Annotated in this window: 13 protein-coding genes; 6 read left to right on the forward strand and 7 right to left on the reverse strand. The window is 64.3% G+C overall.

Annotated features, from left to right (window positions below):
- Positions 1–84 precede the first annotated feature (84 nt).
- Positions 85–429 (reverse strand): hypothetical protein, encoded by a 345-nt coding sequence (locus DMC61_RS14470; protein ID WP_125689694.1) that lies wholly within the window; start codon positions 427–429, stop codon positions 85–87.
- 241 nt (positions 430–670) lie between these two features.
- Between DMC61_RS14470 and DMC61_RS14475 the strand changes: the two genes are divergently transcribed.
- A complete protein-coding gene (locus tag DMC61_RS14475; protein ID WP_233594805.1) occupies positions 671–1,540 on the forward strand; it encodes a tyrosine-type recombinase/integrase in 870 nt (289 codons plus the stop codon).
- 50 nt (positions 1,541–1,590) lie between these two features.
- Here DMC61_RS14475 and DMC61_RS14480 read toward each other — a convergent pair whose 3' ends face one another.
- Positions 1,591–2,526: a zinc-binding dehydrogenase gene (locus tag DMC61_RS14480; protein WP_125689696.1), complete on the reverse strand. Its 936-nt coding sequence runs from the start codon at positions 2,524–2,526 to the stop codon at positions 1,591–1,593.
- Between the two features lie 81 nt (positions 2,527–2,607).
- On the opposite strand from DMC61_RS14480, the gene DMC61_RS14485 reads away from it, so the two are divergent.
- Complete coding sequence (locus DMC61_RS14485) at positions 2,608–3,060, forward strand: MarR family winged helix-turn-helix transcriptional regulator (RefSeq protein WP_125689697.1); 453 nt, start codon at positions 2,608–2,610, stop codon at positions 3,058–3,060.
- A gap of 112 nt (positions 3,061–3,172) precedes the next feature.
- Here the strand turns inward: DMC61_RS14485 and DMC61_RS14490 are convergent, their stop codons facing one another.
- Both DMC61_RS14490 and DMC61_RS14495 read right to left on the reverse strand, forming a co-directional pair.
- Entirely contained in the window at positions 3,173–3,493 is a 321-nt protein-coding gene (locus DMC61_RS14490; RefSeq protein ID WP_125689698.1) for a hypothetical protein, read from the reverse strand.
- 519 nt (positions 3,494–4,012) lie between these two features.
- Complete coding sequence (locus tag DMC61_RS14495) at positions 4,013–7,792, reverse strand: CHAT domain-containing protein (protein ID WP_158634092.1); 3,780 nt, start codon at positions 7,790–7,792, stop codon at positions 4,013–4,015.
- A gap of 142 nt (positions 7,793–7,934) precedes the next feature.
- Between DMC61_RS14495 and DMC61_RS14500 the strand changes: the two genes are divergently transcribed.
- From DMC61_RS14500 to DMC61_RS14510, 3 genes are read left to right on the forward strand one after another with little or no spacing between them, the layout of a single operon-like run.
- The gene (locus DMC61_RS14500; protein WP_125689700.1) at positions 7,935–8,282 is read left to right on the forward strand and encodes a hypothetical protein; all 348 of its coding nucleotides are present in this window, start codon (positions 7,935–7,937) and stop codon (positions 8,280–8,282) included.
- 6 nt (positions 8,283–8,288) lie between these two features.
- Positions 8,289–9,200, forward strand: a complete 912-nt coding sequence (locus tag DMC61_RS14505) for a hypothetical protein (protein WP_125689701.1) — start codon at positions 8,289–8,291, stop codon at positions 9,198–9,200.
- Between the two features lie 7 nt (positions 9,201–9,207).
- Positions 9,208–10,572: a hypothetical protein gene (locus DMC61_RS14510; protein WP_125689702.1), complete on the forward strand. Its 1,365-nt coding sequence runs from the start codon at positions 9,208–9,210 to the stop codon at positions 10,570–10,572.
- Between the two features lie 290 nt (positions 10,573–10,862).
- Here DMC61_RS14510 and DMC61_RS14515 read toward each other — a convergent pair whose 3' ends face one another.
- The 3 genes from DMC61_RS14515 to DMC61_RS14525 all read right to left on the reverse strand — a co-directional run bounded on the left by DMC61_RS14515 (position 10,863) and on the right by DMC61_RS14525 (position 15,216).
- Complete coding sequence (locus tag DMC61_RS14515; RefSeq protein ID WP_158634093.1) at positions 10,863–13,445, reverse strand: ATP-binding protein; 2,583 nt, start codon at positions 13,443–13,445, stop codon at positions 10,863–10,865.
- Between the two features lie 72 nt (positions 13,446–13,517).
- Positions 13,518–13,922, reverse strand: a complete 405-nt coding sequence (locus DMC61_RS14520; protein ID WP_125689704.1) for a hypothetical protein — start codon at positions 13,920–13,922, stop codon at positions 13,518–13,520.
- A 118-nt stretch (positions 13,923–14,040) separates the two neighbouring features.
- A complete protein-coding gene (locus tag DMC61_RS14525; RefSeq protein ID WP_125689705.1) occupies positions 14,041–15,216 on the reverse strand; it encodes a hypothetical protein in 1,176 nt (391 codons plus the stop codon).
- Between the two features lie 223 nt (positions 15,217–15,439).
- Here DMC61_RS14525 and DMC61_RS14530 point away from each other — a divergent pair, with 223 nt between their 5' ends.
- Positions 15,440–15,679: a hypothetical protein gene (locus DMC61_RS14530; protein ID WP_125689706.1), complete on the forward strand. Its 240-nt coding sequence runs from the start codon at positions 15,440–15,442 to the stop codon at positions 15,677–15,679.
- The last annotated feature ends 75 nt before the right edge of the window (positions 15,680–15,754 follow it).

Consider the following 15,754-nt stretch of genomic DNA (forward strand, 5'->3'; position numbering starts at 1 on the left):
CGCCCACAGCAGGACCACCGGCGCTACTTACGCCGCCCTCGACCGACGCCGGCCGGGCTGCCGCCGCCTCCGACGCGGGATGGCCTATCCCCGCGCCGGCGACGGAGGGTCCGGCGGCTCACCGATCTGCCCGAAGTTCGCCCCCACCGTCGGCCCCGAACCCGAACCGCCCGACACACCACCACTGATAATCACGCCCTGGTTCGACGCAGTCTGCGACGCCACCGGCTCAGCGACAACAGGGCCATCGGCCGCAGCGGCACGCCCCTGCCGCACCGCGACCACCAACGCCGCCACCCCGGCCAGCACACCACCGATACCCGCGACCCAGCTCAACCCCTCCACCACCGGCCGAGCCCTACTGCCCTCATCACCCAGCCAGGCAAGCAGCCCGAACCGCAGCACCGCCCACACAACCACGCCACCCACTGCCGCACCACCGGCAGCGGCCAACCACCAACCCCGCCCACGACCAGCCACACAACCCCCTAAGTCCCACGCCCACAGCACAACCATCGTGCACGGACTAGTCGTAGATCAGCCGCTCAGTGCTACACCAGCGCCAACCCCGGCCGTTGGCGAACGCACTCTCATGCCGCGGGTGGAGCGCTCTCCGGTCTTGTGTAAGGAGCGATTTCACCCAGCATCGGAGGTCATGGAGCCCTCAGACTTGGACGAAACTGTGTTACGACTGGCGGCTGCGGCGTACCTCGGACGCTACTCGGGTGTCTCGCGGAGGCATTCGGAGTCGGACCTGCGGATCTTCTTCACCTGGTGCGGCGAACGCGACCTCGCTCCACTGGCAGCGCGCCGGGCACAGGTTGAGCTGTACGTGCGCTGGATGCAGGAGGTGCGACGGTTCAAGCCCTCCACGGTCTCGCGCAGGATGTCAGTGGTCACCGGCTTCTACCGCACCTGCGTCATCGACGCCGTGCTCGAGCACTCGCTGGCGGAGTACGTCCGGCGCCCCATGGTGCCCAACGAGTCGCCGACCCTCGGCCTGTCACACCTGCAGTTCGAGGCCCTGCTGAGCGCGGCCCGGGAATCGGTCAACCCGTTCGACTTCGCACTGGTCGCGATGCTCGGCCTCCGTGTATTCGAGGCATGCGGCGCAGACATCGGCGACCTCGGCGAGGAACATGGACATCGGGTGCTGCGGGTGGTCGGCAAGGGCAACAAGGTCGTGCTGGTGCCCCTACCGCCTGCGATCGGACGGGCTATCGACCGAGCCGTTGGCGACCGCGATCACGGTCCGATCCTGCTCAACCAACGAGGCGTCCGCATGGACCGGCACTGCGCAACCCGCCGACTACGCCGGCTGGCCGAGGCCACGGTGGTGCGGCTGCCGCGGATGCACCCGCACATGCTCCGCCACACTTTCGTCACCACAATGCTCGACGCGGGCGTCGACCTACGCGACGTCCAGATCGCAGCCCGCCATGCCGACCCACGTACGACCATGCGTTACGACCGCGCTCGCAAGAACCTCGACCGGCACCCGAACTACATTCTCGCGGCGTACATGGCGTCCGCAACCTGACACCTAACGCACTGTCTTGCCGATGAGCTGAGGTCTCCTAACGCGGCGGATCAGGGGCGGAGGACCACTTTGCCGATGTTGGCGCGACCCTCGATGATTTCGTGTGCTGCCGCGGCGTTGGACAAGGGGATTTCGGCGTGTACGACGGCTCGTAGTTGTCCGGTCTGGTGGAGTTGCCATAGTTGCTCGTGGTGACGGTCGTAGAGGGCGCGTTGGGTGCTGGCGAACCGGGCCATGGTGAGGCCGGTGATGGTCTTGGAGCCAGAGAGCAGATCGAATGCGGGTACTGTGCCGCCACCGGAGTTGAAGAAGATCAGCCGTCCGCCGGGCCGCAGCGCTTCGACAGCGCGGGTAAGCAGCTCGCCACCGACGCCGTCGAGCACCACGTCGACCGGATCGCCCCAATGGTCGCTGTCGTAGATGACGACTTCGTCGGCTCCGAGTTCGCGCAGGAAGTCCACCTTGTCAGGTGAGCTGACGGCTGCCACGACCCGCTTGATTCCTTGGATCTTCGCCAGTTGGACCGCGAGGTGTCCCACGCCGCTAGCCGCGCCGGTGATGAGTATGGATTCGGCCGCGGTGACCTTGGCGGTCGACAGCGCGCCGAGCGCGACGTGTCCGCTGCGTACCAGCGCGACAGCCTGTACGCAGCTGGCGTCGTCGGGGATGCGGCTCGCCATGGGGGCGGGAGCGAGGACCATATCGGCGTAGGAGCCGGTGAAGGTCAGCGACGTGACCCGGTCCCCGACCGTGAAGCCGGTCGCCTGCGGGCCGACAGCGACAATCTGCCCGGCGATCTCGCCGCCGAGCACACCCGGTAGCGGCGCGCGGTCACCTTCGCCGCGTACTTTGCGCACCGCCGGCAAGGTCACGCCGATGGCTTCGGTCCGCACCAGGAGCTCACCGGGCCCCGGTTCGGGTGTCGGGGCCTCTTCGAGGCGGAGTACCTCCGGGCCGCCGTAGTCGTAGAAGCGGACTCGGCGCATGGCTACCTCCAGGTTGTTGGGTAGCCCCAACGATAGTGGATTCGGTTGGGTATTCCCAATGATTTTCGGTAGCCTGACGGGATGGTCGACGGCCCGTACGCCCCTGCCCGCATTCGCGCTCTCCCGAGTTGGCTCCTCGGCCGCGCTGCGGCCCGCGGTCATCGACTGGTGGCAGAGGCGCTGGCTTGCGAAGGCCTGCGAATGATGCACCACGCGGTGCTGGCCTCCGTCGCCGAGCTGGGGCCAGTGTCTCAGGCGGATCTTGGCCGAACCCTGCGCGTCGATCCCAAAGACATGGTCGCGATCGTCAACGATCTGCACCGAGAGGGATTGATTGCTCGCACCCCAGATCCGGCCGACCGGCGCAAGAACGCCATATCCATCTCGACTGCCGGGAGCCGACGCCTGCGCCGTACCGAAAAGCTGGGCGATGAAGCCAACGACGAACTGACCGCTGCGCTCACGCCGGCAGAGCGTGACCAGCTCGTCGACCTGCTGGCCCGCATCGTCTCCCCGGTCGAACCGCCGTCATAGCGCGTCACTCGCCACACGGTGAGTCTCAAGCGACAGGCGAACGTCCGCTCATGCCGCTGATGGAGCACTAGGCCCTAGGTGTTCAGCAGGCCGACAGAACAGGTCCGGCTGATCAGGATCGGTTAGCCCAATGCCGGAACACTCGTTGGACATCTGTATGCCATGGCTCGCCGTTGCCGTGCCAGCCCGCGCCAGGCGCTCCGCTCTGCGAGTTCACGACCAGCGCCGTCATCGGAGGCTCTTTGGCGTTGTGACAATCGTTGGCCAGCTGTTCCAGCACACGAGGCATCTCATTGCGCAGCTCGATGTCCTTCAGCCCGATCGCAAGCCCGAGTTCCTTGTAGGTCACGATCGACCGGCGCAACGCGGCCATGACCAGCGCGGCTCTCGCCTGCAGGACCAGAGCGTCTCGATTGTCCCTACCCATGGTCATGTGGTCGCAGCGCGCATCCTCGACGTTTCCGTACCAACCACACGTGTTACTGAACGGGAACGTCCGCAGGTGCCAAAGAGAGCGCTGGCCGCCGACAGACCACGTCTGCACGGTGTCGTACCTGGGTACGCAGCCACCTGTGGATGATCCGACTAGACGTCCTGGTGACGTCTCACCGCGACGCCGCTCTGCCCGACGCGCTCGACGGGGAGCGTTGAAACCCTTTTGGCGTGTCCATGGATGTTGGAGCACCGCCTGGCAGTAACGCTGACCGGCACTTGGACGAAGTGTCGGGCACGACTTGTGCTGAGCCGATGTTCTAGCGCTGGGGCCAAGCTTCATCAGTCGAGAAGAGGGCGGTCGTGGTCGTTTGTAAGACTGCCAGTGGCAGGCGATCTGCCAAGAGAACGTGTTCCATCCAGATCTGTGGTGCAGACCGGTCCTGGTGATGACTGCATCCGCACGCACCGTTAGGTGGGTGTTTTCGGTCCCAGGTTTCTGGTCGTAGTTGATGATTAGCTATGGGCCATTGTGTATGAGTGCTGTCCATAGGTCGGGGCGGCCGGGGTAATCGGCGCGAAGTTCACGGGCGACGTGGTGGAGTGCGGTTGCGGCGTGGTCGGCGTTGGGCGTATCGGGTAGGTGCCGGTAGACCGCAGCTGCGGCGGTGGCGGCGACGTGGTCGTTCAGCGGCCAGAGGCTGGCGATGACGTGGCGGAACCCGGCTAGTTGGAAGGCGGAGGCCAGGTGGAGGGATTCGTCGGCGAGTCGCCATCCGCGGTCTGCGGTGGAGCAGGCCGAGAGGTAGGCCAGTTCGGCGTGGCTGAGTCGCATTTGACTGATCTGCGGCAGGGCCAGGATGCCGTCGTGGAGAGCAAAGCCGCCCTGGGAAGGGGCTGTGAGGTCGGCGCTGGCGTGGCAGGCGAAGTGTGCCCATGTGGCGTCGGGGAGAGCGTCCAGGACGCGGCTGGTGGTGGCCTCCTCGTCGAGAAGAAGGGGGGTGTCGGGGTGCTGGGTATGCAGGGTGGTGGCTTCGGCGACGGTGCCGGGCAGGTCGGGCAGGCCAGGGGTGCGGCGCAGGGCGACGGTGAGTTGGCGGCGAATCGTCGCTGGTGGGCGGTTGCGGGCATATACGAGTGTCCGCAGGGTCGGGGTGTAGGAGGAAATCACGGCGTCGAGCGCACCTGGTTGTTCCGGGTGGCCGGCAGCATGCAGCGGGAACAGACCGAGCAACCCGGTTGGCACCCACCACACCCGCCGCGGGGTGGATGTCTCCTCGACTGTGGGCGGCAAGGCCTTGAGGACGGGGCCCACGACGGCATTCCACAGCCAGCTCAGGATCTCGGGCACCACACGCTGTCGCCGCAGGATCCCTACCACGTTGTCCTCGCGCACTGCCCGTATCAACGCCTCCGCGTAGGACGACACCTCGAGCACAGCGTCGGGTAACGGTACGTGCACGGGAGCGTTCTCGTTGGTGAGAATGATCGCGTCGCCGCGTCGCCGTCCGGTGTTGACCAGGATCACCGCGCCCCCGGTGGTGGCAAGTTGGAGGTCGGCCAGACGAGGTGGCAAGAGGAAGCGAGCGAAACCGGCGTGCTGGCGGATCCGGGCGCATAGTCGATCATACTTGGCCCACAAGCGTTTGCGGTGCTCGATCTCACCAATCGGATCGCTGCCTAATTGGCCTGGTGCCGTTCGAGCGGTCTGCCGCGCGTTGAGCTGGTCACGAACCGCGCGAAACTCCGCGGCCAACATCGGGTGTGCGTACTCGAGGTCGGTGAGGTCCGAGCGGGAGTCCAACTGCGCGGCGAGCAGAATGCCTCGGCCCAGCTCAGCTGTCTCCACCGCGCCTGCATGGTCGCCGATCGCACAATGTGCGGCCACGGCCTCCCCCACCAAACCCAGATATCCACCGAGACGATGTTCCTGGTCCGCCAGCCCAGCCTCCCGCGGCGCGACCGAGGGCAACCCGCTCACAGCGGCATCCAGCAACTCCACCGCGATGTGATGCTCGCCCTCCGCATGCGCCAGTGATCCCACTATCTGTCCTGCCCGCACCCGGTCCACCGGCGAGGCCGGCCCAGCCGCAGCGACCTGCCCAGCCAGCGCCCGCAAGGCTTCCCTGCCGATACGCCGTCCGTCGACATCCGACCGCATCAGGTAGGCGCGGCCGAGGTTCGACAGCCGCCCGGTCAGGTCAGGGTGACCATCGGGTGTGGCGGCCACTGCCTGTTCACCGATCATGATGGCCTGGTCAATATCAGCCGACACTCCATCACGCTCAAACCGCATCTGGTACGCGAGGCCGAGGTTCGTCAAGAAGCCTGCCCGCTCAGGGTGATTATCGGGTGAGGCGGCCACCGCTTGTTCACCGATCATGATGGCCTGGTCAACATCAGCCGACACTTCACCGTGCCGAAACCGCATTCGGTAGGCGTTGCTGACGTTTGACAGCCGCCCGGCCAGGTCAGAGTGATCATCGGGTGTAGCGGACACCGCCTGTTCACCTGCCTCGATGGCATGGTCAAGATCAGCCAGCTCCCCGCCGCGCTCAAACCGCATGCGATATACGTTGCTGACGTTCGTCAGGATGCCACCCCGTTCAGGACGATCATGAGGAGTGGCGATCACCGCCTCCTCACCTGCCTTGATGGCATGGTCAAGATCAGCTGACACTCCACCGCGCTCAAACCGGCTCTGATAAGCGAGGCCGAGGTTCGACAGGAAGCCTGCCCTGTCGGGGTGGTTGTGGGATGCGGCGGCTACCGCCTGCTCACCCACCTCGATGGCCCTATCAAGATCAGCTAACTCCCCCCGATGCTCAAACCGACTCCGGTAGGCGATACCGAGGTTCGACAGCTTGCTGGCCCGGTTGCGATCATTGTCGTGCGCCGCGGCTACCGCCTGCTCACCCACCTCGATGGCCGTATCAAGATCAGCCGGTTCCCCCCGATGCTCAAACCGACTCCGGTAGGTGGCGCCGAGGTTCGACAGAAAGCCAGCCCAGTCGGGGTGGTTGTGGGATGCGGCGGCAACCGCCTGCTCACCCGCGTCGATAGCGCGGTCAAGATCAGCAGGTACTCCACCGTGCTCAAACCGGCTGTGATAGGCACTGCCGAGGTTCGACAACCGCACGACCCGGTCAGGTTGATCATCGGGTGTGGCGGCTATCGCCTGTTCAACCGCGTCGATGGCGTGGTCAAGATCAGCCGATAGTCCACCATGCCGAAACCGCAAGTGGTAAAAGTTGCTGACATTTGATAAACGGCCGGCCAGGTCAGGGTGATTAGCAGGTGTGCCGGCCACTGCCTGTTCGCCTGCCTCGATGGCATGGTCAAGATCAGCCAACTCCCCACCGTGCTCGAACCGACTGTGGTAGGCGACGCCAAGGTTCGCTACGACGCCGGCCCTGTTGGGGTCGTCGCTGGATGCAGCGGCTACGGCCCGTTTGCCCACCTTGATCGCGTGGTCAAGATCAGTCGGTACTTCACCGTGCGCACTGCGGCGCCGGTAGGCGAGGGCGAGGTTCGCCAACCGCCCGGCCTGGTTCGAGTCATCGTCCGGTGTGGCGGCTACCGCCTGGTTGCCTGCCTCAATGGCGTGGTCAAGATCAGCCAACTCCCCGCGATGCTCAAACCGGCTCAGGTAGGCGTCGCAGAGGTACGACAGCTGACTGGCCCGGTTGCGGTCATCGTCCAGTGTGGCGGCTACCACCTGGTTGCCTGCCTCAATGGCGTGGTCAAGATCAGCCAACACCCCACCACGCTCAAACCGCAACCGATAGGCGAGGCCGAGGTTCGCCCACCACCCTGCCTGGCTGGGGTGCTCTCGGGGTGTGGTCGCCAGCGACGTCGTGAGCAGCCAGATGCCGGCGTGAAGAAGCGCCGGATCGATGGTATTCCTAGATTGCTCCAGCAACACTGCGGCAAGCTCCGCTTGGCTGCCGGCATCGGCAGTGGCGCCCAACAGACCGTGGAGTCCCTCGGGGATCAAGTCCGGGTCGTGGACCCAAGGTGCGAGATTGAAGATGGCCCGAGCCAGCTCCGAGAGACCTTCAGGGCCTGCAGGCAGCGCCTGGTGGCGCGCGAGGCATAGCCGCCCGACGCCGTACATAGCCAGGGCCATCCGCTGGTCCTCGTCGGGAGTGGGCTGTTCAATGTTGGCTGGACGCGCGGCTTGGAACAACTCGCGGGCCGCTTCTACTGCTTCTTCGCCGAGCACGACGTCGGCGTCGTGTGAGCGCAGATAGTGGTCGACGCGTTGTTCCATCTGATGCAGCAATTGGTCGAACAACACCCTGGCCCCCTGCGGTGAGTGTCGAGCGTTAGATCCCTCATGTGCGTTGTGGAAGTATCGCATTCCAGGTGAAGAGTGCTACCTCACTGTTAATTACCGCGCGCCGACCGCGGCGGGCGTCGCTAAGCGGAAGGGAACGCCAGTGGATCAGGCCGAGCGACAGGCGCTGACGATGATCTGTGCTCAGCTGACCGAGTTACGGACGGAATGTGCCCTGCAGCCCGAGCCTCGACAACGGTTGTTAGCTCAGATCGAAACCGAAGCCAGCGCACGGCGTCCGATCGTGGACCTCCTGAGCCAGTTACAGGGCACCAGCGGGGAAGAGACCCGGCAGATGCTCAGCGGCGGCTTACCAGGGCTCAGTCCCGGTCAAGCCGACGAGGAATCCTTCCGCTGCCCCGACGCCGCGTGTGATCGGGTCGGCACCACGCTGCCGGCCGGGCCGATCCCCCGCTGCCAGCTCACCGGCCAACCGATGACCCGGTGGTAGAGACCTGTGGGCACCTTTTTCACTGAACTGGCAAAGAAGCTCGCCGACCGGTGGGTCACCTTACTGCTGATCCCCGGCGCTCTGTTCGCCGCCGCCGCGGTGATCGGCGCCCAGTTGGGGCAACGACACGCACTAGACCCTTCTCGCCTTACTGCGACCGTGTCCGGTGTCAGCACCCTGATTGCCCGCCAGTCCGCGGGGGCCCAGGCGATGTTGGTCGCCGCAGCACTGTTGGCGGCTGCCTGCACCGGCCTGGCGGCGCAGGCTCTAGCCGGCCCTACACGCGCGCTTTTCCTCGGCATGTGGCCTCGACTTCTGATGCCAGTGCAAAGGTGGCGCGTGGCCAGCCGACGCCGACGCTGGCATGTTCGCGTCCAGCGACGCCGAGCCCTCGAACAGAAACATCCCCGATCCTCTCGCACCCCTGAAAACCAGCAGCAGATCAACACCGCAGCAGAGCGGGCGAACCGGATCGCCTGGACCGAGCCCGGCCGGCCCACCTGGATGGGCGACCGCACCCACGCCCTCGAACAGATCGCCCAACACCGCCACGGCTTGGACCTCGCCTTCACCTGGCCCCGCCTGTGGCTGGTGCTTCCCGACACCGTCCGCACTGAGATCACCACGGTCAACGCCGCATTCGCCGCCGCCGTGGCCACTGCAACCTGGGCCTGGCCTTACCTGTTGCTCGCGACTCTGTGGTGGCCCGCAGCCTTGATTGCCATCGTTATCGGTATCACCGGCTGGGTTCGTGCCCGCGCGGCGATCGCCGACCTGTCTGCCCTATCCGAAGCTGCCCTCGATCTCCACGGACGCACCCTCGCGATCGCTCTGGGCGTCGCCGAAAACGATAGCGTCGGCCCGCTCGCGTTAGATGAAGGCGAACGAGTCACCGCCCTCATCCGCAAAGGACGCTAAATCCCCGATGGGCAAAAACAAATCCGATTCCGACGACAGCCCTCCGGCAGCCATCACACACTTCTACTCACCGGAGACGCCGCGAAGTGAACTGACCGTCTACCGCGGCCCGCTCGTCGGCCACTCCGGCGCACGCCAGTTCGCAGTCACCGGTTCCATCGCCCTGCGCTGGACCCCGACACCGATGCTGCAATGGTCCGGATTATCCAAAGAGGTCGACGTCGGCATCGACCTCACGACCGGAAGCTTGACGCTCGAAGAACCTCACGTCGAGCTTCTCAACAAGCACTCGCTTCAGGACGCTTCCGGTGACGAAGCTCCGACCGACAACATTCGATGGAAGGGCCGCGGGCCGCTGGGCCGGGTTGTCGCGGGCAACCCTGAGGCTAAAGACCTTACGCAGGCCACCTTCATCCTGGCCAACCTGCCCACGATGCAGGTTGGCGCGAAACTGCGACACGAAACGACGTGGTACCTAGGCCGTACCGTGCTGACCGGTGCCGGCTGGAAGGTCACGATTGACTCTTCGCGGAACTACCGTGAGATTGAAGTTGACCTGCGTGACAACGGCGGCCATGCGGTCACTCATTCGGGCCGCGTCGAGCGTGAGGACGGCACCGACTTCAGTACTGAAGACCTTCAGGACGTCATCCACGTCCTGCGGTATGTACTGAGCCTCGCTTGCGGCCGCTGGACCTCTCCCGTTCTGCCGGTGGCGTACAACGACGCGGCCGAGCCAGTCTGGTCAGAATGGACGTCTCCACTTGTCTCACCGTGGCGCCCCTCGCTCGGCCTTGTCGACGGCTTTCATCCTGAACAACTCCAGGAGCTTTTCGAACGTATAGCAGCGACCTGGGCAGATCCGCTGAAGCAAGAAGTCGTTCAGCGGGCCATCTACTACCTGATCGACGCGAACGATCCCCATCCGCTCGAACTTGCCGTCTCGTCGGCTCAGTCCGGACTGGAATTACTTGCGTGGTCGGAACTCGTCGAAGACCGCCAAATCCATACTGCAAAGACCTACAGGTTGTTAAAAGCGCACGAGTCCATGCGCGAACTGCTAGCCCTGCACTCGATCAGCGAGAAGTTCCCGCCTGGACTCACCGAGCTCGCGTCGGTGGCTGCGAAGCTCACCGGTCTCGCAGTGGGTGATGGCCCCGAAGTACTCACCCGCATGCGAAACGGGGTCATGCACCCGAGTCGGACGAAGCCGAAGTTCAGTACTGGTGAGTGGTACGACGCCTGGTGCCTGGCCAGGCACTACCTCCAACTCAGCATCCTCGGCTACATTGGATACCAAGGCACCCACCGCGACCCGGCGGTGAAGGTGCACTTCGCCGGCCAGGTCGAGAACGTTCCGTGGAACCCATAGCCCGCTGCAGGTAGGACACGGTCATCGCTGCCTGGCAGAGCGTTTCGTTCTCGGCCAAGCCAGAAATCACATCGCGAGGCGGTGTGGACCTGGGTGCCTTGCCGGTTGTCGTAGCCGGTCGACGTGCCGCGACGCTTCAGCGGGTGACGACGGCCTACCGGGCCAGGTCTTGGGTTAGCCCGCTCTGGGAGTCCGCCGATGCCTCTCCCATTTCAAGTATTTCCGATGTTTGCCGCTCTCGCCCTCTGCTGTCACCAGGGCTCTACTTCGGACAACGGTCGGGGTTGAGGTCACGTTTTGCTAGCGCGGCGCAAGTTAGCACGTACGGCATGGGTCGTAGGATGGTCGGCTCCCAGGACCCGCTCGCAGGCCGCAAGAGTCGCCCGCAGAAGCGGGACTGCTCGCCTGCTTCGCCCCGAAGCCAGATAGGCCCAAGCAAGATTGTTGCGAGAAATCAGTGTGTCAGGGTGGTCGGGCCCAGAGACGCGCTCGCGGTCGACGAGGGTCGCCTTGTACAGCTTTGTCGCCAGCCCGAGATCACCTGCTGTTTCATACGCTCCGGCCAGGTTGTTGCGAGCAGTCAGCGTGGTCGGGTGGACCGGTCCCAGAACCCGCTCACAGTCAGCGAGGGTCGCCTTGTACAGCTTTGTCGCCAGCCCGAGATCACCTGCTGTTTCATACGCTCCGGCCAGGTTGTTGCGAGCAGTCAGCGTGGTCGGGTGGACCGGTCCCAAAACCCGCTCACAGTCGATGAGCGACACCTGGTAGAGCGAAACCGCTTGCTCGAGATCACCCACCGCCCGATAGGCATAGGCGAGGTTGTTACGAGAAGCAATCGTGTCGGGATGGTCGGGGCCCGACACCCGCTCACGGTCAGCGAGAGTTGCCTCATACAAGGGGACCGCCTGTTCGAGATCACCGGCCGCTTGATAGGCGTACGCAAGGTTGTTACGGGAGGCGAGCGTGCTGGGATGGTCAGGACTCAGTACCCGGTCACGGGTGGCGAGAGTGGTTTCCAACAGCGGAATCGCCCGCTCGAGATTGCCCACCTCTTGATAGGCGGTCGCGAGGTTGTTACGGGAGGCAAGCGTGCCAGGATGCTCGGTCCCCAGCACCCGCTCATAGTTGGCGAGAGTGGTTTCCAACAGCGGAATCGCCCGCGCGGGATCACCCGCCGCCTGATAGGCGGTCGCCAGGTTGTTGCGGGAGGCAAGCGTGCCAGGGTCCGCAAACCCCAGCACCCGCTCATAGTCAGCCACTGCAGATTCGAGCAACGGAATCGCCCGGCCGAGATCGCCTTTTGCACGGTAGGCAGATGCAAGATTGTTGCGGGAAGCCAGGGTTTCCGGATGCTCAGGTCCCAGCACCTGTTCGCGGTCTGCGAGTGTCGCCTGATGCAGCGAGATTGCCTGGTCTAGATCACCCGCCTCCTGATAGGAGGAGGCAAGGTTGTTACGGGAGGCCAGGGTCTCGGGGTGATCGGGGCCAAGGATTCGTTGACTGCTGGAGAGACATCGCCTGAGGTAGACCGTGACGCTCGCTACTGCTCCTTGGGCCTTCAAGAACCGGCTGATGCCATCGAGAGCAACGACCGTGTCGATGGTGTCGTCGTCGGGCTTAGTGTGACTAGCGAGGGCTTCGACGTGAGGCAGCAATATCCGTAGCCTCGACCAGTCCTGCGGCGCCTCGTAGTTCAGCCCTTCGAGTGCCTGAGCGAGAGTGTGGGCGGCATGGTTGCGTGCATGGTTGATGTCGTGAGGAGTGCGGTGGGGGTCGTCGGTGTCTGGAGTGCGGGTCACGGCTTGGACGAGCCGGTGCACACTGATCGTCTCGCTGCTGCGGGTGATCATGGCGTAGGCAGCCAATCGTCCCAGCGCCTCGGATACGGCGAGCTCGTCAGCCAGGCCATCCAGCAAGTAGGCGGGGATGTTGTCGGAGGCATACCAGGCCAGCACACGCAACAGCGCACCCACCAGTGGTGCGTCGGCGAGCCGGTCGAGGGTGATGCGCCAGATCCGGGCCATGGTTCGCTGCGCTTGCGCACCCTCGGCCGTCTTGCCATACATGGCGGCCGGAGACTGCCTGAGCAGCCGCAGGTACTTGCCAGGCGTGGTGTGGGTTTCGGCCATGTACGCTCCGGCCTGTTCGATGGCTAGGGGCAGATGCCCCAGTTCCGCGCACACCATGTCCGCGTCCTGAGCGCTCGTGCTGGAGTTGGCCAGGATCCGAGCGAGCATCTCAGCAGCCCGGTCGGGCTCCAGGGCGTCGACGGCGAGTGGCGTGGCGACGGTGTGCCATCCGGTGGTGCGCCGGCTGGTGATCAGCACATGTCCGCCGCGGATTCGCCCCAGCACAGCTGCCGCGTCGGCGGGTTGACTGAGATTGTCCAGCATCAGCAGCCAGTCGTGGTGAGTAGCTAGCCAGCGCAGGCCGTGTTCGATCTGCTGTTCCAGGGGCAGGGTCTGGACTGCGGGTTGCAGCGCGATCGCCAGCCGCGCCAGACCGGTCTCGATCGCGGTCGGGGTGTCCGCGGTAATCCACCACACCAGGGTGTAGTCCCCGCGGTGCGTCTCGGCATAGTGCGCGGCCAGCGTGCTTTTGCCGATCCCACCCAGACCATGCACCGCGGTCACGACCACTAATCCCGACGCGGGCGCTGTCATCGCGTCCCGTAACCGACGCAAATCCCCTTCACGCCCCACGAACAGCGCCGACCGCTCAGGCAGGTTGATCAGGCCGACAGGTGCGTTGACCTCTTCCATGGGCGTGATCGCCGCCGGTGCGTGCACATGCTGCTCGAAGGTGTTGTTCTGGACATTCTCGTTGCCGATGAGCAAGCCCTTGTTGCCGCGCATCTCGTACGCAGCAGCCACCTGCCCCTCCGGCTGTGAAGAGTCAGCTGCTCCAGCCACATCGTCCGGTGTCGAGGACATCGATGGCGGTGATCAGTTGAAGTTGTTGGTCTGGGTGTTGTGATCGCCTACCTGCACTCCCTTGTTGCCGTACAGCGACACGCGGTACTTCCCCGCCTGAACGGAATCAGTGAGCTCAAGAACCTTGAGCGCCGCCGCCACTAGCGCCTCATCCGCACCCGCGTTCGCCGTGGTGAGGGCGGCCTCGAGCTCGCCTCGCTGCACGACTCCGCTGTCACTATCGATAGGCGTGATCGCATCGGCTTCAACCGCGGCCACCGCTGCGGGGGAAACACCCTCGCCACGACGCAACGTTCGCAGGGCCAGTGTCTTCACACTCGCGTACGCGTCCTTCACTGCGGTCGACGCCGTCTCACGTGCCCCCACCGCCGCTCCCGCACCCAGCGCCGCGACCACCAACTCCACCGAGTCAATCACACCTAGGCTCCTCACGCGTCCATAACCGTCAAACACCACTATCGGCAGCTCTGAGCGAACTGCTACAACCGCTGCGCACGTATGGTCAGCGGGTCCAGCGAGTGATCGGGTCAGCCGGTCAGGCTCCCCGAGTAATCGGAACAGATTGTGTAGTCTTCTCGCCTCGCGGACGCACTTCGATACGTCCTTGGCCGGCGAGGAGAAGGTCGGTTGTGGCGTACTTCCACATTTTGACACTGTTGCCGTGGATCGTAATGTCTTCGAAACCGATTCCCCCGTGCGTTTTTCCGTCCGAGGGGTAGTCGATCTGCCAATCAGGCACACCCTGACTGTTGTAGGTATATGCCATGGGTGTGACGTATCGAGGTTTTCCGTTGGGGCCCGAGATGACGATATCGAAAGCAGTCGATCCTGGAACCGGGGGCGACCGAAGTTCGAGCTCGACTGTCAGTCGATCGCCAGCGAAAGTCCCGCACAACGTGTTGATCTCGCCTACGACGCCTGTGGTGCACGATGGTTTTGCCGGACTTCCGGCGCCGCGCTGCAGTATGTTGTAGCGGCGCCCAAGTTCCCTGAGCTCGTCGGCTTGAGCTTCCGCCTGCAGAGACAATGCTTTCGCAACCTTGTCGCCGTTCTCGCGTATACAGTCCCGGTTCCACAGTGGAGCCACCTCAAGATTCTCGAGACCCTGCCCAGCAAAGGTGACTAATGCAGCTGTGCCTGCCCGCGTGGTCGCGCCGTCGTCGTGACGCAAATTGACCTCGGCGACGATGACCCAAGGCACGGTGGACGATCCCGTTTGCTCTTGTGGGCCGATCGACAGAGTGAACCTGTCGGTGGCGCCACCCCTGACTTCGAAGCGGATGTCTCGGGGGATCACAAAAGGTCGATCTGGCATGTTGTCAGGAAGCTTAATGGAGTATTCGGCGGCTACCGTGATCTCGCCGCCGCGGTCATTACAGTCAGCGAGCTGCTCGGCGTACAGAATCTTGGCATCGGAGCCGAGCAGCACTGCCGGGGCGGTTCCGCTGTTCTTCAGTGTCATATCGATGGCCGTCGCGTCGATCGAATCGTGTCCGTGCACCTCTTCTTTGGTTTCACTGCCGGAGCTGTACACCTCGTGCTGCTTAGCGGCGACCTTCGACGGCGGCTGCACCGAGAAGTCCGAGACCTTCAGATCCGTGCGAGGAACCGTTCGGTAGAGCAACACGAACACGCCGGCAAGAGTGAGCACAACGCCCACGGTGATGGCGATCAGCCACTGGCGCTTGCGCGGGTCGGTGAAGACCTGCAACAGGTTGTGGGACCCGACCTGTACTCCGACGGAATCGCGGACAGCGACCTCCGTCGCGTGAGGTCGCTGATCTTCCTGCTGCCAATCTCTGCCTGTCACCTCGTGGGTGTCGGCGGGCAGCCTGACTTTGCTACATAGCATCTGGATCGTGAATCCAGTCTGTTACATGCGTAGAGAGTGATGCGACATAACCACGACGGGCCCGTGGGCGGAGGCTGACCAGATGAGCGCCGATCGAACTGTGCTGTTGAAATGGGATCATCGGACAGCGATCCTCGTCGACGCCGATACAGAGCAGGCGGAAGTGCTGGCCTACCCCGGGCTCGCTCTCGTCTATCGTGGCGCTGAACTCGCATACGAGATCTGGGTGCCGGTCGGAGACCGAGATGTCACCTTCGCCGAAGACGAAGTCCTGATCGCTGCTCTTCGTACAGCCTGGCGCTGGAGCCAAGCGGAGATCTGATCGCGTCCACCGCCGCGAACCAGGCGTCGAACGGGGGCCACTGCCGTCAAGCCCGCCAGCGGGCGCCCGTCCCGT

Origin of the sequence: Amycolatopsis sp. WAC 04169, assembly GCF_003947535.1 — a bacterium.
Classification (GTDB): domain Bacteria; phylum Actinomycetota; class Actinomycetes; order Mycobacteriales; family Pseudonocardiaceae; genus Amycolatopsis; species Amycolatopsis keratiniphila.